The organism is Selenomonas sp. WCT3 (genome assembly GCA_900100835.1).
GTDB lineage: Bacteria > Bacillota > Negativicutes > Selenomonadales > Selenomonadaceae > Selenomonas_A > Selenomonas_A ruminantium_E.
Genome location: FNCM01000003.1, coordinates 1 through 17,553 on the forward strand (window position 1 = coordinate 1; position 17,553 = coordinate 17,553).

Below are 17,553 nucleotides of genomic sequence, written 5' to 3' on the forward strand. Positions count from 1 at the left end.
AGTGTTGGCACTGCCCCTAGCGGCGGCGAAGAGTTGCTTCGAATGAGATTCGTGTAACCTGCAAACTGTAATTTACAGCCCAAAGATGATTGCATCTAAATTACAGAGATATAGTATAATATAGAAAAAGCAATTGAAATGAGGAGGTCTTGATTATGGTGACTTATGAAGAATTGTTTGAAGCGGCCAAGAAACAGGGCTTTGGTGGTACCTTTGAGGAATTTTGTGTGGCGTACAATACCTTTCAGCAGCGAAAGCCATCGACGGAGAAGCAGGTCCGCGGCATGGTTCAGCAGGAAAGCCTGGCTGACCATATGGATAAGAATCTGGAAATCGCGTATAAAAAACTTTGACCGGTCAATTGTCAATTTTTGACTTTTTGTTTTTTTTGTCGTATACTTATATCTGTACGTTAGCACTCAGCCTATTAGAGTGCTAAAACTTCAAAAATTATTTCTGAAAAGGAAGGCAGATAGATATGGCAAAAGAAACCCATGAATTTCAAGCGGAGACCAAACAGCTCCTGGAACTGATGATTCATTCCATCTATACGAATCATGAGATCTTCCTGCGTGAGCTTATTTCCAATGCATCGGATGCAATTGACAAGGTTCATTTTGAGAGCCTGACGAATCGCGATCTGCTTGAGGGGGATGACAACTTTGAGATTTTCCTGGAACCGGATAAAGATGCGCATACGCTGACGATTTCCGATAATGGTATCGGCATGAGCCGTGAGGAAGTCATTGAAAATATCGGTACCATTGCCAAATCTGGTACGAAGGCATTTATGGAACAGCTCAAGAAAGCCAAAGAAGCTAGTGAAAATGGTGAGAGCAACACGGATAAAGAGCTCATTGGCCAGTTTGGTGTCGGTTTCTATTCGGCCTTCATGGTAGCGGAGAAAGTTACCATCGAGACCCGCAAGGCTGGTGAGAAGCAGGGTACCCGTTGGGAGTCCACGGGTGACGGCTCCTACAGCATTGAAGAATGCGAGAAGGAAAAACGCGGTACGACGATTACGATTACGCTGGGCAAGGAATTCTTCGGGGATGCCTCGGAAGAAAACTACACGGATACCTATAAACTGGAAAGCCTGGTCAAAAAGTATTCCGATTATGTCCGCTATCCGATCAAGATGAACTTCACCTTTGAGGAAACGCCGAAAGATGATGAGGGCAAGGAAATCGAGGGAGCAGAGAAGGTAAAACGTGTGGAGCTTCGTACCTTGAACTCCATGCAGCCGCTTTGGACCAAAAATAAATCGGAAATCAAAGACGAAGAATACGAGGAATTCTTCAAGAATCAGTTCCATGAATGGGAAAAACCGATGGAGGTATTCCATACCCATGCGGAAGGTTCTGTGGAGTACACGGCGTTGCTGGCAATCCCTGCCCATGCACCGTTCAACCTCTATCATACGGATTATGAGCCGGGCCTGCAGCTCTATTCCCGTCACGTATTCATCATGGATAAGTGCAAGGACTTGCTGCCGGATTACCTGCGCTTCATGAAGGGCTTGGTGGATTCGCCGGATCTTTCCCTCAACATCAGCCGTGAATTGCTGCAGCAGAGCCGTGAGCTTAAGACCATCGGCAAGGCCTTGGAAAAGAACATTCTTAAGGCTTTGGGCCGCAAGATGAAGAATAAGCGCGAGGACTATGAGAAGTTCTGGAATGAGTTCGGTAAATCGCTGAAGATTGGTGTTTATGGCAGCGTTTACTCGGGCATGGATACCATTAACAATCTTAAAGACCTGTTGCTCTTCATGAGTTCGAAAGAGGGCAAACTGGTATCCCTTAAAGAATATGTGGAGCGCATGCCGGAGAGCCAGAAGAAAATCTACTATGGGACGGCAAAAGATAAGGCAACCATCGAGCAGCTGCCCCAGATGGAGACCCTGCGTGACAAGGGCATCGAGGTGCTCTATCTCTTAGACCCCGTGGATGAGCTCTGCATCGAGGCATTGCGTGAATACGAGGGCAAGCAGTTCCATTCCATCAGCCGTGGTGACCTGGATCTCGATGATGCTGAGAGTCAGGAAGTCAAGAAGGAGACTGAAGACATCCAGAAGAAGAACGACGATCTTATGAAGGACATCAAAGAAGCGTTGGGAGAAAAGGTCGCCGATGTCAAAGTTTCGGCCCGTCTCAAATCCAGTGCCGTCTGCTTGGTGGCAGATGAAGCTGGTCCATCGCTGTCCATGGAGCAGACCTTTGCCGATATGAACAATCCGCTGTTCAAGGCACGCCGTATTTTGGAAATCAACCCGCATCACGATTTGTTCACCCGCCTGCAGTCTTTGCATGAGGCTGGCAAAGACAGTGCAGAGTTCAAGGATTATTGCGATCTCCTTTATACGCAGGCACTGCTCATCGAGGGTATTCTGCCGGAAAATCCTGTCGAGTTTGCGAATAAAGTAGCAAAACTTATGGCAAAATAAGAAAAATTTCTTTAAAAATAATAGCCTGCTTCCGTTTGGAGGCAGGTTTTTTTCTTTTGATAACGAATTATATACAATAGAACCGAATGAAATGGAGGGCATAGAATGGATAAACAGCCGGATATGGAATGGTTTGATTACGTAATCAGCAAGCTTGAAGATGTCGATGATGTGCTGCTGATGGAGGGTCACCAGAAATCACATAAGAAAGTCAGTGATGCCATCGACCTTCTGACCTGGTCAGAGGAAAACCTCATGAAGGGGGCTCTGCCATGTATCGCATCCCGTCATAGCACGCGGAAGTTCAAACCGGAGCCAATTGAGGAAGAGAAGCTGCAGCAGGTAATCGAAGCCGGGCGGCAGGCACCAAGTGGTAAGAACAAACAGCAGAATCATTTTCTGGTAGTTCGGGACCCCAAGGTGCTCGATACGTTGGTACGTCTCGTGCAGGAAGAATTTGCCAAGATGGAGATTACCGATGAAAACAGTGATGACATTGGCAGCGCAATCCGTCTATCCAAGAAGGGGAACTATGTATTCAAATATAATGCGCCTTGCCTAATTATTGTTGCTAATAGGCGCAACTATGGCAACCGTTATGCGGATACCGCTTGTGCCATCGAAAATATGATGCTGGCGGCCAATGCCCTTGACCTCGGTTCCTGCTGGATTAACCAGCTGCGCTGGCTTAAGGATAACCCCGTTATCATGGAGTATCTCTATGAGCTGGGGCTTCAGGAAAACGAGGCGGTATTTGGCTCCCTGGCCATCGGCTATGCCGACAGTGAAGACGGCTTGCCGAACCGCCGGGCGATTCCCATCAAGGGCAACGAAGTTACTTATATCGGTTAAAATGACATACCAGCGAGCGTGAAACAAAACGTTCGTTGGTTTTTTCTTGTGTACTGGTGAGTCACATTTTGCGTGGAACTGCGTAAGTAGCAGGATTTTTTTCATTCATGTATAATATATATACTTAGGACATTTTACAAACAAGGGGATTTATACTATGCAGAAGATAAAGAAGGCTGTTATTCCGGCGGCTGGTTATGGAACGCGTTTCCTGCCGGCAACGAAGGCGACACCGAAGGAAATGTTGCCCATTGTCGATAAGCCGACGATTCAGTACATCGTTGAAGAGGCAATGGCCAGTGGCATTGAAGATATTCTGATTATCAGCGGGCACGGCAAGCGTGCCATTGAGGACCACTTTGATGGGGCTCCCGCCTTGGAAGCGGAGCTGCTGAAAAAAGGGAAAATGGATCTGCTGGAAAAAGTCCAGGAGACTGCCGATATCAATATCCACTACATCCGCCAGCGCTACATGCGCGGGCTAGGAGATGCAATTCTCTGTGCCAAGTCTTTTATGGGGAATGAACCCTTTGCGGTATTGCTGGGGGATGATGTGGTTTACAATCCGGAAAAAACAGCGCTGCGGCAGCTTATGGATATTTATGAGGAGACGGGCGGTTCGGTGCTAGGCTGCCAAAATGTACCCGAGGAGAAAGTCTCCGCTTATGGTATCGTGGCCGGCACTAAGACGGATAATGAACGCCTGATGAAGGTAACGGACATGGTGGAAAAACCGGCCCGGGAAGAGGCTCCCAGCCGTATGGCTGTGTTGGGCCGCTATATCATTAAGCCCCAGATTTTTGACATTCTTGAGAAGACGGAGCCAGGCAAAGGTGGCGAGGTTCAGCTAACCGATGCGCTTAAAGTTTTGGCTCGTGAGGATGCCGTTTATGCCTATGATTTTGAGGGCAAGCGCTACGATGTTGGCGATAAGCTCGGATTCCTCAAGGCAACGGTGGAATTTGCCCTGCGCCGGGAGGATTTAGGGGCGCCCTTTAAAGCCTATCTGCAGGAACTTACGGGAAGAATCTGAGGTGTGACTTTTGCAGACAAAAAATAAAGCCAATCTGGCTTTAGGCATTAGTGCCGCCGGTTTCATCGGAACGATGGCAGCCGGCGGCACTGGCTTTTTGCCAGGTCTTTTGCATCACGGTTTTTTAGCCGCAACTATTGGCGGCCTGGCCGATTGGTTTGCCGTGACGGCAATCTTTCATAAACCGCTGGGCATATCCTATCGCACGGATATCCTGCGCCGCAATCGGCAGCGCATCATGGAGGCCATTGTGACCTTTGCCAGCGATGACCTTTTGAGTACTCAGAATATCATGCGTGTCATCGAGGAACAGGATACGGCGCGTTTGTTGGTGGAGTATCTCGAGCATCGCGGCGGCCGTGAGCGCGTGCATGAAGTGGTCGAGACCGTTTTGCTCCGGGCGGTGGAGGATTTGGACACGGCTGCGGTGGCAGCGGAACTCTCCCCGGCGATTCGGGAGGGGCTTCAGACCTTTGCTTTAGAGGATATCGTGTCTGACCTTCTGGAGATGCTGGCGGAAGAAGAGCATTCCGAGCGAATACTGGCAAGCCTGCTGGCCATCAGCCAGCGCTTGCTGGAATCAGAGCCCTTGCAACAGGTATTGCTTTCGCGTATCACGAGCCTGCGCCAACAGTATGAGAAGGATTCAGCGGGACGGGCTTTTGTGCTTTCTTCGCTGGGGATTACCGATGAACGGATTCTTACGCTGCTGCTATCTCGTATGCAGCAGCAGTTAAAAACGATGCTGGCTGAGCCGACGGAAAGCTATGCCAGCGTAAAGGCGGGCCTTGAGACCATGCTGCGGGCGCTGAGTCAGGATGTGCGGCTGCGTGCTATCCTGCAGGATCGTAAGGAACAGCTGCTGGAGAGCCTCGATATCGAAGGGGGGCTGGCGCGATGGTTGGAGGCAAATCTCAAGGGGGAGGAGCCCTTCTGGCTGCCTCAGGTCCACGCGTTTCTCGATGCCCGCATGGACGATTTTTCCCGCTCGGAGCCTTGGCAGCGGCGTTTTGACCGCTTTGTCAAGCAGTTTGTTGAAGACGAGCTGACCAAACATCATGATTTGATTCCTGGGATTATCCGCGAGCGCCTCGATGAGTTTTCCGATGATGAACTCGTGGCCTTTGTGGAAGCGAAAGTGCAGGATGATTTGCAAATGATTCGCATTAATGGTTCCCTGGTGGGTTCTTTGGTGGGCATGGGACTTTATTTGGTCGTCATGCTGCTGGAAAGGATGTGGGGACTATGAGATGGGCAGATTTTAATAAGGCTGATAAGACTTTGCTGTTAGCCTTGCTGGTGTTTTTTCTGGCGTTAGCCTTGCATTTGAATTACCCGGAGCGGATGCTGGCGGATGGTTTTCTGTTCTGTGCGGAAGCCGCGCTGGTGGGCGGTATTGCTGACTGGTTTGCCGTGACGGCAATTTTCCGCAAGCCCCTGGGCTTTCCCTATCATACGGCTATTTTGCCGCGCCGCCGGCAGTCCTTTATTGAGGCATCAGTGACGATGGTGCAGAAGGAATTCTTTTCCAGGCGAAAGGTGTTCCGCCATTTGGAGCGGCTTCATCTGCTTCCCATGCTGCTGGGGTGGCTGGCAGAGCCGGAGACAGAAAATCGCCTGGTGCTGCAGCTGGTTCATTATGCCCGGGATTTTCTGCTGCAGCAGGACGCTCGGTCCCAGGCGAAAGCTGTTGCGGAAAGGTTCCGCGGCACGCTGGAGGCACTGGAACCGGAATCCTTTTTTGCCCTTTGGGGCGGTTGGCTGCGGCAGACCGGCAAGGATAAAGAATTTTTGAGCCGCGTGGCGGTCTATCTTCGGGGGCGGGCGGCAACGGAAGCGACTTGCACCGCCCTGGCGGAAATGTTTGAGCACTACGGTGAGGAGAAGGTGCAGGATAATTCTCTGGGGGCTTTCCTGATGGGGCTGGCCAAGGCCGTGGACCTTGTCAATTACGAGGAAGCGGCGAAGCTGGTGCAGCAGCAGCTTTTGGTGATGCTGGATGACCTGGCTGCGAAGGATTCGGAACTGCAGCGGGAGATGCTGGCGCTGTTTTATGAAAAAGCCGCCGAACTCAATCAGGAGCCATCCTTTCATCAGTTGGTTCATGAGCTCAAAGACCGGCTGGTCAAAGACCTGCCTTTGGAGGAGGCTGTCTTCCGGACCCTTGACCATCTGCACCGCCACTTTGCGGCGGATAAGGCACGTCATGTCGACCCCCTCACCGAGCATATGCCGGCATTGCGGACGCGGCTGGAGGAAATCCTGCGTGGCGAGTATCGGCGCATGTTGCAGCTGGTGGAGTCAGACGAATTGCTCCGCCGCTCGGTGGGCCATTTTCTCTATGACCTCATTGCGCGCACGGCCCTCCATGCCCAGACCCTTGTGGGTGTCATAGTGGCAAATGTCTTGTCCCGGCTGACGGACGAACAGCTCAATCATCTGGTCTATGATAAGGTGGAGCCGGACCTTTTATGGATTCGCATGAATGGTTCGATTGTCGGCGCGGGAATTGGCCTGGTGTTGTTTATCCTTATCGGCTGTGTAGGATAAACAATTGTCCTAAGATGCAGTAAATAGATTGACAATTCCAATATTAACGTCCTATAATGAATATTAAAGGGCGTCAGCGTTGACAAAGAAACGTGGTTTTGCTACTATAGAAAATGAAATTGATAATTCTTCTAGATTGTTGATTTCATTCTCCAACGGCAGAATGGAGAACAGGATGCCCATATACAGGAGATAAGCAGGCATTGCCTGTTTATGATTGTTTATTATTTAGGAGGATGGATTTTATGTTCCAGAAAACTGATTTTTGGATTGGTCTGGCTGTAGGTGCTGTTGCTGGTATCTTCGGTTATCGTTTCATGCAGGAGCGCGAGGCTCAGCTGGCTGCTATGCAGCAGGCTGCACCGGCTGCTGAACTTCCGGTTGCTGAACTCCAGCGCCAGAAGGAAGAGCTCGAGGACCTCATCGCAGCTCAGGAAGCAAAAAAGGCTAGCAAATAATAAGTCGTTCTAGGACGAGAAAGGAGACTGCCGCTCTTTGTTTTTGCGGCAGTCTTTTTGTATGATTAGGGGGAAACTGTTTTGAGTTTGCTGGGAAAAATGCAAATCCCAACGAATAAACTGGATTTATTTATTCGTTCCGTGGAAATCGCATCGTATTTGCCGGGACGGGTACGGTTATATTCAAATAACATGATTGGCGATGAAGGTTTAGCACAGCAAGTAAAGAGCCAGTTAACGGCCTTTGCTGAGATTGATGCAGTAACGACGAATACAGTATCGGGTTCGATTCTCATTGTTTACACGCCAGACAAGCTTCGCCGCAACGCAGAACTGCGCAAGGTGGAGGAATATATCATGACGCACGCGAGGAGGAAATAACGAATGTCATACGTATCAGGATTCATGATGGGGGCGGCCATTGGTAAGAGTATCCGCCGGGCAATAGCCGGTGGTACACCAGCACGTCATCGGGGGCCAGTAAAGGCTTGCCGTAAGGTTGCCATGCCGGTAAAGGCTGCTCGTGTTGAGGGCTTACAGCTGATTTCATCCCTGCCGGGGCGCCGCCGCTATCGGGCCGCTTTTTCGGCGGAGCTTGGCAAACTGCTGGAAGAAAAGCTGGCAAAACTTAGCTATGTGAAATCGGTGCAGGTAAATGCCGTAAGCGGCAGCATTCTGTTGACTTTTGCGCCCCAGGATGATATTTATATGGATAAATTAGCCAAATGGCTGGAGCAGCATCTATTTAAGAAATGCTGCCAGCAGAATGGTGCTGCTCCGGATATGGAACGTGAGTCCCATGCGGGCCTTATCACGCGCAGCATCCGCAATACGGCCCGGGCCTTCAGCCAGTGGATTAAGGACCACACCTGCGGTTGTTTTGATATGAGTTCGCTGGCTTCGATGTTGTTCTTGTTGCGAGGCTTGCGCAAGATGCTTTTGACGGGCCAGTATCCGTCCGGTTCCCAGATGCTCTGGTGGGCGGTTACGTTGATGAGAGGATGGCGAACCGTATGATATACGGAAATTGTTTTTTTCATTTGCAGGCAGCGCTGAATCGTGAGGAGCGGGCCAAGCTGGCTGCAATGATACGCCGCAATCGTTATGTGGTGGCGGTGTCGGTAACAGAGCGCAGGGTGCAAGTCTGGTACAAGCGGCAGATGCCGCCTTACCAGCTGCAGCAGCTGCAGCAGCTCATGATTGCTACGGTTAAGCGCTTGCAGGAAACGGCGGTTACGCCGGCCCAGCGGTTAGAGGAATACCGTCGGGATGCGTTGATTTCCCTGGCGGGGTTTGCCGGCATGGAAATTTTAAAGCGCACTTCCCCGGGGCTGTTTGCTGGTGCTAAGGTACTGCGCAGCCTGCTGGTGCTGGGAATTGCCCGCAAGTTCATTCAAAATGGCGTGCAGGGGGTCGTGAAAGACCGCCAGCCCAATGCGGATACTTTGACGGCTACGGCCGTTATCGCCTCGGTTCTCGCTGGCAAGCCGGAATCGAGCCTGACCCTGTTAGCACTTTCCAATGGCGCAGAAATGCTTACAAGTTACGCCGCCGAGAAGGCGCGTACCCATATTTCGGGTCTGCTGTCCCTTGACCAGCGCTATGTATGGCTGGTGGAGGGGGACACGGAAAAGAAGGTTCCCGTGGAACAGGTCAAGGTTGGCGATACGATTGCGGCCCATACGGGCGAAAAAATCGTAGTGGATGGCCGGGTGATTTCCGGTGATGCTGCCGTCAATCAGGCCTCCATCACTGGTGAGTCGAACCCTGCCATGAAACATGCTGAATCACCGGTTTACGCTGGCAGTGTGGTGGAAGCTGGCGAGCTGGTTATCAAAGTTGAAAAGGTGGGCGAGGATACGTCCCTGGCGCATATTGTCCATCTAGTCGAGGAGGCCCAGAACCGCAAGGCGCCGGTGCAGAACTTTGCGGACAAGATGGCCAATTTCCTCGTGCCGATTTCCTTTATCGGGGCAGGCATCGTCTATGGTGCCACCCGGGATTGGCAACGGGTGCTGAATCTTTTGTTCATCGACTTCTCTTGCGGCTTGAAGCTTTCGACGGCTACGGCTATGTCAGCAGCCATCGGCGCTGCGGCGAAGCGCGGCATCCTCGTCAAGGGCGGCAATTATATCGAGGCCCTGGCGGAGACGGATACGGTGGTGCTGGATAAGACTGGCACCCTTACTGTGGGGATTCCGCAGATTGCCTTTACGAAGACGGCCAAGGGTGTTGAGGAGAAGGAAATGATTCTCTTAGCATCGTCGGCTGAGCAGCATTCAGTCCATCCGCTGGCCGTAGCTATTCAGAAGTACGTTCAGGAACAGGAATGGACTTCGCCCCAGCATAAGTCCTCGAAGACCATCGTGGCTCGGGGCATGCTGGCAGAGGTGCCGGATTTTGAAGGTTATCAAGGCGGCACGGTTCGGGTGGGCAGCCGGAAATTCCTGCGGGAAAACGGCATTGCCATCGATGAATCCCTGCTGGAGGGCATCGAGTGCAAGAACCTCCTGTATGTGGCAAGAGATACGGAGCTCTTAGGCGTTATTGGCATCGAGGACCCGGTCCGGGCCAAGATGAAGAAGACTCTCAATCAGATGCGCCGTCATGGTGTGGATGAAATCGTCATGCTCACAGGCGATAGCAAGGCGGTGGCAGCTGAAGTGGCCCGCAATATGGATATCGACTCCTACCATGCGGAAATCCTGCCCGAGGATAAGAGCCACTATGTGAATAAGCTCAAACAGCGCGGTACCGTAATGATGGTGGGGGACGGCATCAACGATGCACCGGCGTTGGCTTTTGCTGACGTAGGCGTTTCCCTTGGCGGCCGTCAGACGGATATTGCGGCTGAGTCGTCAGCGGTGACGATTCACTCGGAAGACCCGGAGCGCTTGATTGAGACCTTACAGTTAGGACGCCGGACGATGGAGTTGGTTCATCAGAACTTCATGGCCACTATTTTGGTTAATTCTTCGGCGATGCTGCTAGGAGCCCTGGGCAAAATCAGTCCTCTCTGGGCGGCGGTAATTCATAATACGGCAACCCTGGCAGTGGTGCTCAACAGCTGCCGGATACTGAATCAGAATAAGACTGGATTTTTTGCTCGGCCTCGTCGGGCTGCTTGATGGAAAAGGGGGATAGTTATGCAGTATGGATTTAAAAATTTGCCACTGGGACTGCCCATGACGGTAGCTTCCGTGGGAACCTTGGCTACGCTGTGGGGTGGGAAGAAATTCCACGTGGGCTTCGGTGTTGCCTGGGCGGCTTTGTCCTTCCTGCATGGTTGGCAGCATCATAAAAAGATGCAGGCCGATGCCTGCCGCTTAGCTGGCTGTGGCAAGCAGTCTGCTGAAGTTGCTGACCCCTTGCAAGCCATAGCGGCCAGCTTCCAGGTGGAGTCCTATCTGCCGGGGCGTGTTCGCCTGCGCAGTGGTATGCTAGCGGATAATCCCCAGTGGCAGAGGCCTTTGGCGGATTATTTGAAATCCTTTACAGGGGTTAACGGAGCGGTGATAACGCCGCTGACGGGTTCCCTGCTCATTACCTATGACCCGGAACAGCTCCGCCAGAAGCCGAAACTTGCCCGTTTGGAGCAGCAGCTTGCTGAATTGGCGGCAGAGCGCAATTAATCGAGCATAGACGAAGGCCCGATGGTGCATTGGCATCATCGGGCCTTCGTCTATGCTATGAGGGGGTTAGATTCCCATTTCGATATTGTGGATAATCGTCGTGAGTTTTTCCATTTCGGCTGCTGTGCGTTGGTTGATTGCCTCCAAGGCCTGGATAGACTGCGTGGATTTCTGGATATGGGTGACCCCTTCGTTGAGGCTCTTGTGGAGATTCTTCATCTCCGCCGCGAAGTGTTTGTCGAACTCATTGATTTTATCCTCGAAGTCTTTGTTAGCCGAGAGAATGTTGTCAATTTCAGCGACATCATGCAGCAGGACTTTGATGGCCTCATCGGAGGTATGCAGGCTCGTCTGCGTGTTCTCAGAGAGCTTGCGGACCTCTTGCGCGACGACGGAGAATCCGCGGCCAGCTTCGCCTGCACGGGCAGCCTCGATGGCGGCATTGAGGGCGAGCAGATTGGTCTGGGCGGCAATTTCATTAATCATCTTCATGACATCGTCGATCTTCTGCGTGCTCTGCGAGAGCATGTCAAGTTTCGGTGTGATCTCGCGGTTGCGCTCGGTTAACTGATTAAAGAGCCCGTTCTGTTCGTCAATGCCCTTGGAGAGCTGCTGGATGGCCTCTTGAATGAGGTCGACATCGTCAGACATGCGCATGATTGTCTGGACGATACCCGGCATCTTCGCTTGGTAATCCTTGAACATATTGATGAGGTTGTCCTTGAGTACCTCAGTATGTTTCTGACGGTCGATAATGCGCTTAAAGAAGAAGGAGTTGCAGTTTGAGTAGCTGCCCGCAAAGTTGTCGATATATGTGTCAGAGAAATGCTGTCCTTCGGGTACGTGATAGAAACAGATGGCGGTCAGGGTTTCGTTGACATGCAGCCCCATGATTTCGCCGAAACTTGAGAACCCAGCGACCGGTATATCTTTGAAGAAGTCCATGTGTTTTATTTCTTCTGGATAGCCGAGACGGCGCAGGATACAATCGTTGAGAATAGCGCCGAGAGCCTTTGGTTTGCCGTTAGTGTAACTGCGGATATCACGGTTGAGCGTTGTCTCCAGTGACTGCCGTTTGAGCAGATAGAGTTTTTCGCCGGTTACCACGTCGCAGAAGAAACTGATGCGGTCGTTGACGTCATCGATACCGGAAATCGTACGGATGAAATCATCGCCGTTGATATCCGTGGCGAAAGTATACCCCTGCAATTTTGTCTGGAGTTCTGCGGTGCTGCGGACACCAAAGTGGTCTTTGAGGGCTTCGATAAAGGAAATGGGTTCGCCATTTGGCCCCTCAATGGTTTCGACATAACGAAGGGCGGTGTTGGCGCTGCCGACGGTAAATACATCTCCGGTGCGTTCAACGGCCTGGGATTTGAAGATGCCGTAGCGATAGGCTTTCTTGAGACGGATCAGCGTGATGACCGCATGATTTTCAAGACATTGCTTATCGTTATAGATGTAAGTGTGCGTAAAGGTCATATCGCCTGCCGAGCTGCCGCCGATAAACGGAATTGGATATTTGCCGGATTCGAACAATGCTTGGAGTACAAAAGTTTCACAAGCTGAGACGCCATCGACATAAACCATAGCAAAGGTATGAGCTACACTCAGACGGAACGGCACTGGCAGTTTGTCGATTTCGCGGCGGATAGCGGCAACGCGTTCATTGACCGTCAGCTCGACTTCGCCGCGGCGAAGATCCTCGCTGGGCAGCGGGATACTCATGATATGTGCAGCTTCAATCATGCGGTTGGAAAAGGCTTGCAACAGGACTTTAGCGCGGCCGTCAGGGGCATCGCAGTAAAGGGATTGGCTTCCCTGAGGGCGGCAAAGTTCGCCAGAAGTCGTCATCAGGATGACTTTTGTCGTGGTGGGAACTTCGCGCTTGATAGCCTGAGCAACATCGGAAAGATTGAGGTCGGGGGAAACAAAGCCCATGATAAGGGCGCAGCCCTCGGCAACATCCGCTAGGTCTTTGAGACGAACCGCCGTGAGTTCACTCTTGCCCAGATAGGCAACCTTGATGTCCTGCTGCGTGGAGACAGCAGGTACGGTTGGCGTTACACTAGCAGCTGCCGGACTGGCAGCTTCGGCTTTCTTCAACGTTGAAGAAAAAATATTCATCATTTCTAAACACCTCTCTGTCCTTGCTCGTAAAATGCGTCGTTTGCATCAGAATAACTTTGGATTCGTTCTTTTATCCTTAAATTTTCGCCAAGTAAAAGAAATCTCCTGCCAAATCCGTTATTTTATATAGGAAATGTAGTGCGCAAAGGCTGTGGGGATGCTGAATTGGCTGGCAATTTCGGCTGGGGTTGCCCAGGTGAAGTTGTCTTTTGTTTCCGCTATACGAAGGTCGGCGGGGGCCAGCTGGATTTTCCAGCCCGTCAGCTGCCAGGTGATATGGGAAAAGATATGCTTGGCTGCGGGAAGCTTTTCTATCTTCAATGGGGTTAATTGCTGCTGGCGCAGATATTCTTTGACTTTTGACCGGTCAAGTTGACCGGTTAAATTGGGAAATTCCCATAATCCTGCCAGAAGTCCTTGGTTGGGACGCTTGTGCAGGGCGATGTGGTTTCCCTGTTTGATCAGCAAAATGGTACGCTCTTCCTTTCTTTTTGCCTTGGCCGCAGCTTTTTGCGGGAAGTCCTGCGGGGTGCCGGTTTCTTTGGCTAGACAGAGCTTTGCTAGGGGGCAGTGGGCACAATGGGGTACCCCGTGGGGGAGGCAGATGGTGGCCCCTAGGTCCATGAAGGCCTGATTCAGTGCCCCAGCATCCTGGCCCTCAGGATAATGGGGAAGCAGCAGCTCTTCGAAGGCCTTTCGCGTCCGGGGGGCCATGATGTCCTCGCGGCAGGTGATGACACGGGCGATGACGCGAAGTACGTTGCCGTCAACGGCTGGGAGGGGAAGGCCATAGGCGATGGAGGCGATGGCGTTAGCTGTGTAGCGGCCAATGCCTGGGAGTGACAGCAGCTGTTTTTGATCTTGGGGTAGCTTTCCCTGGTGTTCTTGCAGGATGACCTGGGCGGCTTTTTTCAGGTTCCGCGCCCGGGAATAGTAGCCAAGTCCCTGCCAAAGCTTCATCAAGACTTCTTCGTCGGCGTTGGCTAAGGTAGAGATATCGGGAAATTCTTCGAGAAAGCGGTTGTAATAAGGAATCACTGCAGTGGCCCGAGTCTGCTGCAGCATGATTTCCGAAAGCCAGGTATGGTAAGGCGTGGGGGCTTCCCGCCAGGGAAGCTGGCGGGTTTGCGCCTGGCCCTTATACCAAGTGAGCAAGGGGGCGATGATTTCGCCGATGATATCGGTATGGTCAAGGATTAGTGCTGGTTTCACGACAGATGGTTCCTTTCCTATTGTCAAATTATATGTTCGCTCTATCCTATCACAAACGGCTGGGAAAAACTAGCGGGACGGAAAACATAAAAAGATACCAAACCGTTCAATAATTCAGAAAAAACCAAGAAATATAACTTAGCTTCCTTGTAAGGTGGACAGATATGCTGAAATATGTGGGGATATATAGGATTTTGTGCTCGGGTAGAGGAACATAATATTAAAAAACATCGACAAAATACAAAAATGTTACAAAACTCTATTGACAAAACCGTCTATCGGCGTAATAATGTATACATGCTTTACAACATTACATTTTAAAGAAACAGCAACGACTTTGGTCTTTAGGCAATATGGGGAGGAGCAATCGCTATGAAACACGTTTTGTCTGTATTTGTCGAAAATCAGACCGGCGTACTGGTTCGGGTTGTAAGTATGTTTTCCAGACGGGAATTCAACATTGACAGTTTGTCGGTGGGAGTGACCGAACGCCCGGAATTTTCCCGCATCACCGTTGTGGTGCAGGGGGATGAAAATCTTGTGGAGCAGATGATAAAACAGCTCGAGAAGATGCCGGTGGTGCAGGCCGTTCAGCGTCTGGATGAGAAGAACGCTGTGTGCCGCGGAATGACGCTTATCAAGGTCAAAGCGGATGATACGAGCAGGCTCGATGTCTTGAAGATGGCGGAGCTCTTTCGGGCTCATGTGGTAGATGTGGACTCGTCTACGCTGGTCTTTGAGATAACGGGAAGCGACGATAAGGTTTCGGCTTTTTTGAAGCTGGTTGAGCCTTATGGTATTGCCGAAGTCATCCGTACCGGTCTTATTGCATTGGAACGCGGTGAGCATACCATTTATGAACATTGTGAGGAGAGAGAGTATTATGGCAAAAACTTATTATGATCAGGATGTCAACTGGGAAGTTCTGAACGGCAAAAAAGTTGCAGTCATTGGCTACGGCAGCCAAGGACATGCACATGCCCTTAACCTCAAAGAGAGCGGTGTTGACGTAGTAGTCGGCCTCTATGAGGGCTCCAAATCCAAGAAAGTTGCCGAAGAACATGGCCTGACGGTTAAAAACGTTGCGGATGCAGTCAAAGAAGCTGACATCACGATGGTCCTGATTCCGGATGAGAAACAGTCCGACGTCTATAAGAACGAAATTGCTCCGAACCTCAAAGACGGTAGTGCTCTTGCCTTTGCTCATGGTTTCAACATTCATTATCAGCAGATTGTTCCGCCGGCTAATGTGGATGTATTCATGGTTGCTCCGAAAGGCCCAGGCCATCTCGTTCGCCGTACTTATACGGAAGGTTCCGGTGTTCCGGCAGTATTTGCCGTTCATCAGGATGCTTCGGGCAAGTGCTTTGATATCGCCCTGGCTTATGCCAAAGGCCTTGGTGCCACCCGTTCCGGTGTCCTGCAGACTACTTTCCGTGACGAGACGGAAGAAGACCTCTTCGGTGAGCAGGCCGTTCTCTGCGGTGGTGTTTGCCAGCTGATGCAGACGGGCTATGAGGTCCTCGTCGAGGCAGGCTATCCGCCTGAGATGGCATACTTCGAGTGCTTCCATGAGATGAAACTTATCGTTGATCTTTGCTATGAGGGCGGCTTCACGAAGATGCGCAAATCCATCTCCGATACAGCTGAATATGGCGACTACATGGTAGGACCGCGCATCATCACGGAAGAGACCAAGAAAGAGATGAAGAAAGTCCTCAAGGAAATCCAGGATGGTACCTTTGCCCGCAACTGGCTCCTTGAGAACCGTGCAGCTGGCCGTGCAAACTTCATGGCGCAGCGTCGTCTCCATGCTGAGCATCCGATTGAAAAAGTCGGTGCTGAGCTTCGCCAGATGATGCCATGGCTTCGCGATGGTGCAGATTTGTCGAAAGACTAATTGATGTAACCGAACATTTCTAAGCCTTCCCCCGAAGGGGAAGGCTTTCTTTAGGATATATGACTAGGAGGGCAACAATATGGGCATGAATATGAGTGAGAAAATCCTGGCCCGTCATGCAGGGCTGGATTCGGTTAAGGCCGGTCAGCTGATTACTTGCAAGCTGGATATGGTACTGGCCAATGATATAACGGCACCACCGTCCATCAAGAAGTTTGAAGAAATCGGCCGCCCTGTCTTTGACAACGAGAAAATCGCACTGGTTCCGGATCATTTCCAGCCAGCGAAGGACATCAAATCGGCAGAACTGGCGAAAGCTGTCCGCGATTTTGCCCAAAAATGGAATATCGTCAATTACTTCGAGCAGGGACGCGTTGGCATCGAGCATGTTATCCTGCCGGAAAAGGGCATTGTCGGGCCGGGCATGCTGACGATTGGTGCAGATTCACATACTTGCACGTACGGCGCTGTAAATGGCTTCGCTACTGGTGTCGGCTCCACGGATTTGGGAGCAGCGATGGCAACGGGGGAGGCTTGGTTTAAAGTTCCCGAGGCAATCAAAGTCAATTTAACGGGCAAAAAACCTAAAAATATCAACGGCAAAGACGTTATCCTCACGTTAATTGGTAGGATTGGCGTAGATGGTGCCCGTTATAAATCGCTGGAATTTACTGGCCCAGGGGTGGCAGAACTCACGATGACCGATCGTCTGACAATCGCCAATATGGCCATTGAAGCCGGTGGAAAAAACGGCATATTCCCCTTCGACGAGGTTTGTAAGGAGTATGTGGAGGGGCGTGTCAAAAAGCCGTATGAGCCAGTAGAGGCTGATGCTGATGCGCAGTATTGTCAGACGGTAGAAATCAATCTTGACGAATTGAAACCAGTGGTGGCATTTCCGCATCTTCCGGGGAATACGAAACGGGTGGAGGATATCGAAGCACCAATCGCCATTGACCAGGTAATCATTGGTTCCTGCACCAATGGGCGCTTGGAGGACATGCAGATTGCGGCCGAAATCCTCAAAGGGCATAAAGTGGCCGATTGGGTGCGCTGCATCATCATTCCGGGCAGTCCGGCGATTTACAAGGAATCCATGAAGCGCGGCTATATCGATGCCTTTATCGATGCCGGCTGCTCGGTATCAACGCCGACCTGTGGCCCGTGCCTCGGCGGCTATATGGGAATTATGGCGGCTGGCGAGAAATGTGTTTCGACGACGAACCGCAACTTCCGTGGCCGCATGGGACATGTCGACAGTGAAGTTTATCTGGCAGGACCGCATGTAGCAGCCGCCAGTGCCGTCTTGGGACGCATCGCAACGCCAGAGGAGGTAAAGTGAT

General features: G+C 51.3%; 16 protein-coding genes. 14 read left to right on the forward strand and 2 right to left on the reverse strand.

Translation table 11 applies throughout. From position 1 onward, the window contains the following. Positions 1–155 precede the first annotated feature (155 nt). The 11 genes from BLQ36_RS03255 to BLQ36_RS13210 all read left to right on the forward strand — a co-directional run bounded on the left by BLQ36_RS03255 (position 156) and on the right by BLQ36_RS13210 (position 10,968). Positions 156–353, forward strand: coding sequence for a hypothetical protein (locus BLQ36_RS03255; protein ID WP_074513961.1), 198 nt, complete (start codon positions 156–158; stop codon positions 351–353). Positions 354–478: 125 nt separating this feature from the next. Further along, positions 479–2,443 (forward strand): molecular chaperone HtpG, encoded by a 1,965-nt coding sequence (gene htpG, locus BLQ36_RS03260; protein WP_074513962.1) that lies wholly within the window; start codon positions 479–481, stop codon positions 2,441–2,443. Between the two features lie 105 nt (positions 2,444–2,548). After that, on the forward strand, positions 2,549–3,295 hold the full coding sequence (locus BLQ36_RS03265) for a nitroreductase (RefSeq protein WP_318260902.1): 747 nt from the start codon (positions 2,549–2,551) through the stop codon (positions 3,293–3,295). 157 nt (positions 3,296–3,452) lie between these two features. After that, the gene (gene galU / locus BLQ36_RS03270; RefSeq protein WP_074513963.1) at positions 3,453–4,328 is read left to right on the forward strand and encodes a UTP--glucose-1-phosphate uridylyltransferase GalU; all 876 of its coding nucleotides are present in this window, start codon (positions 3,453–3,455) and stop codon (positions 4,326–4,328) included. 10 nt (positions 4,329–4,338) lie between these two features. Continuing rightward, entirely contained in the window at positions 4,339–5,577 is a 1,239-nt protein-coding gene (locus tag BLQ36_RS03275) for a DUF445 domain-containing protein (RefSeq protein ID WP_074513964.1), read from the forward strand. Next, positions 5,574–6,878, forward strand: coding sequence for a DUF445 domain-containing protein (locus BLQ36_RS03280; protein WP_074513965.1), 1,305 nt, complete (start codon positions 5,574–5,576; stop codon positions 6,876–6,878). The genes BLQ36_RS03275 and BLQ36_RS03280 overlap by 4 nt, the downstream gene beginning before the upstream one ends. 245 nt (positions 6,879–7,123) lie before the next feature. Then, positions 7,124–7,336, forward strand: coding sequence for a 50S ribosomal protein L9 (locus BLQ36_RS03285; RefSeq protein WP_074513966.1), 213 nt, complete (start codon positions 7,124–7,126; stop codon positions 7,334–7,336). Positions 7,337–7,435: 99 nt separating this feature from the next. After that, positions 7,436–7,717, forward strand: coding sequence for an HMA2 domain-containing protein (locus BLQ36_RS03290; RefSeq protein WP_074514161.1), 282 nt, complete (start codon positions 7,436–7,438; stop codon positions 7,715–7,717). Positions 7,718–7,720: 3 nt separating this feature from the next. Continuing rightward, entirely contained in the window at positions 7,721–8,353 is a 633-nt protein-coding gene (locus BLQ36_RS03295) for an HMA2 domain-containing protein (RefSeq protein ID WP_074513967.1), read from the forward strand. Then, positions 8,350–10,464 (forward strand): heavy metal translocating P-type ATPase, encoded by a 2,115-nt coding sequence (locus BLQ36_RS03300; RefSeq protein ID WP_074513968.1) that lies wholly within the window; start codon positions 8,350–8,352, stop codon positions 10,462–10,464. Before BLQ36_RS03295 ends, BLQ36_RS03300 begins: the two co-directional genes overlap by 4 nt. An 18-nt stretch (positions 10,465–10,482) precedes the next feature. Then, complete coding sequence (locus tag BLQ36_RS13210) at positions 10,483–10,968, forward strand: HMA2 domain-containing protein (protein WP_081342200.1); 486 nt, start codon at positions 10,483–10,485, stop codon at positions 10,966–10,968. A 66-nt stretch (positions 10,969–11,034) separates the two neighbouring features. On the opposite strand, the gene BLQ36_RS03310 is transcribed toward BLQ36_RS13210, so the two are convergent. Both BLQ36_RS03310 and mutY read right to left on the reverse strand, forming a co-directional pair. Beyond that, the gene (locus tag BLQ36_RS03310) at positions 11,035–13,098 is read right to left on the reverse strand and encodes a methyl-accepting chemotaxis protein (RefSeq protein WP_318260904.1); all 2,064 of its coding nucleotides are present in this window, start codon (positions 13,096–13,098) and stop codon (positions 11,035–11,037) included. Positions 13,099–13,215: 117 nt separating this feature from the next. Then, positions 13,216–14,310 (reverse strand): A/G-specific adenine glycosylase, encoded by a 1,095-nt coding sequence (mutY, locus tag BLQ36_RS03315; RefSeq protein ID WP_081342201.1) that lies wholly within the window; start codon positions 14,308–14,310, stop codon positions 13,216–13,218. A gap of 372 nt (positions 14,311–14,682) precedes the next feature. Between mutY and ilvN the strand changes: the two genes are divergently transcribed. From ilvN to leuC, 3 genes are all read left to right on the forward strand, one after another. Then, positions 14,683–15,213 (forward strand): acetolactate synthase small subunit, encoded by a 531-nt coding sequence (gene ilvN, locus BLQ36_RS03320; RefSeq protein WP_074513969.1) that lies wholly within the window; start codon positions 14,683–14,685, stop codon positions 15,211–15,213. Then, positions 15,194–16,210, forward strand: coding sequence for a ketol-acid reductoisomerase (ilvC, locus tag BLQ36_RS03325; RefSeq protein WP_033170771.1), 1,017 nt, complete (start codon positions 15,194–15,196; stop codon positions 16,208–16,210). Before ilvN ends, ilvC begins: the two co-directional genes overlap by 20 nt. Positions 16,211–16,289: 79 nt before the next feature. After that, positions 16,290–17,552 (forward strand): 3-isopropylmalate dehydratase large subunit, encoded by a 1,263-nt coding sequence (gene leuC, locus BLQ36_RS03330; RefSeq protein WP_074513970.1) that lies wholly within the window; start codon positions 16,290–16,292, stop codon positions 17,550–17,552. The last annotated feature ends 1 nt before the right edge of the window (position 17,553 follow it).